Raw genomic sequence first — 1900 nt, 5'->3', positions numbered from 1 at the left:
AAATCGAGTAGGCGGGGACCGCTAGGTCCCAACCTCTCACACCACCGTACATGCCGTTCGGCATACGGCGGTTCAACCAAATAGACTATTGTACCGCCAATCGAGTACAATACCATCATGCTCCATGCGTTTCGCATGGAGCTTCTCATAGTAGCCCACTGCATCCACCAGATTAAACTGTGTGTGAATAATTCTATTATTCAGGACTAAGCTAATAGCACCAGCCATCTTCCAGTATGAGTTGCTTCCCAGTTTCCATTTCGCGAGTTGCCATTCCGCAATTCCCAGTTGTCTGAGTCGATGCTTCCGGTTCCTGCCGTTCCTCCACTGCTTCCATAGATACTGGCGAACCCGCCTCCGTATCCACTCCATCAGGTGCGTGAGGTAGTTCTTGATGGCACTTCTTGCGAAGTACCCGATCCATCCCCTCAGTACACTGTTCAGCTCCCTGATGACCACTTCAATACTGACTCCACGATTACGTTTCGTGACCAGTCGTATCCGATCCTCGAGCTTCTTCAGCTTCTTCTTTTGGGGTACGGTCCTTCCCAGTTTCCCCCTTTGCCCGTAGCTCATGAACATAAATCCCAGAAACGTGGAACCGTAAGCTCTCCTTGCTTCCGTCTTCTCCCTGTTCACTTTCAGCTTCAGCTTCCTTTCTAGATAACTTTTCGCATTGTCTCTCACTCGGTACGATGACATCTTACTTTTAGTGAATATGTTGCAGTCATCAGCGTATCTCACGAATCGTAACCCTCTTTGTTCCAGCTCCCTGTCATAGGGGGTAAGGTAGATGTTTGAAAGCAGTGGCGACAGTGGCCCTCCCTGTGGAGTCCCGAGCGCTGTGGCAAGCATGCTTCCGTTGGTCATCACTCCGCTTTTCAGAAATACGTAGATGAGTCTCCTCACATCCTTGTCGTCCATGTACTTGTCTATCAGTCCCATCAATATGTCGTGGTTCACTGTGTCAAAGAACTTGGACAGATCCAAATCAACTACGTGTTTGTATCCTTCGGACATGTAGGTCTGGGCGAGCCGAACCGCGTCTTCTGCACTCCTGCCCGGCCTGAAGCCAAAGCTGAACTCACTGAATGTCGGTTCGAATACGGGAGTCAATACTTGAACCAGCGCCTGTTGGATTACCCGATCCACTGCGGCGGGTATTCCAAGCAGACGTACTCCCCCGTTATCCTTCGGTATTTCTACGCGAAGTACCGGTTGGGGTTTGTACGTCCGGGTGACAATCTGTTCACGAATTTCTATCCAGTGAGCTTCAAAGCATCCCGGGAGTTCTTGCACTCCCATACCATCGATGCCCGCAGAACCCTTGTTCTGCATCGCCTTCTTCACCGCTTGCTGGATGTTCGTGAAGGAAATCAGTTGTTCACACAGTTCTGTGTTCGGTCTTGACCTGTCTTCCTTTCTCATAGTTTCCCTCCCTGCCTGTATTATCTCTAGTAGGCTCTCACCGTTCGGATTTACAGAAGGACCTTCCCGTTTCGAAAGGTATTTGATTGTTCGGCCCTTCGCGACTCTTTCCTGAACCACTACTATGGCCTCTGCTGACTTCTCCACATTCGTTGTTACTACGTCGTCATAAGCGATATTGCAGCCTCGTACGCTGTGGAGACCTCACGGGATAAGCCATCATTCTTTCCTCGTTTACCCGCCTGATTTACGCCTAGGACTACATTGCCTTTTGGATTTCACTGCTTTCTGCCAGCTTGTCCGTCCTATGCGCCTACTATCAGGTTTCTGTCCGTCGGGCCACGATTTCGCTATTGCTTCTTCTCTCCCACACCTCGCGATGTGAAACTTGCAAGTCGCTATCGGGTTCGTCGGCAACTACGCCCCTTGGGATTTTCACCCAAGGATGATGACATGCCCGTCATACAGAAAA

1 protein-coding gene is annotated in these 1900 nt (G+C 50.2%); it reads right to left on the bottom strand.

Annotated features, from left to right (window positions below; translation table 11 throughout):
* Nucleotides 1-72 precede the first annotated feature (72 nt).
* Nucleotides 73-1428 carry a group II intron reverse transcriptase/maturase gene (gene ltrA / locus ACODJP_RS13705; RefSeq protein WP_422482452.1) on the bottom strand — a complete coding sequence of 452 codons (1356 nt, stop codon included), beginning with the start codon at nucleotides 1426-1428 and terminating at the stop codon, nucleotides 73-75.
* Nucleotides 1429-1900: the final 472 nt, after the last annotated feature.

This window comes from Pleomorphochaeta sp. DL1XJH-081 (genome assembly GCF_049310885.1).
Lineage (GTDB): Bacteria > Spirochaetota > Spirochaetia > Sphaerochaetales > Sphaerochaetaceae > CAYZJV01.
Note: the sequence above shows the minus strand (reverse complement) of the source record. Positions and strands in the feature narration are given on the sequence as shown.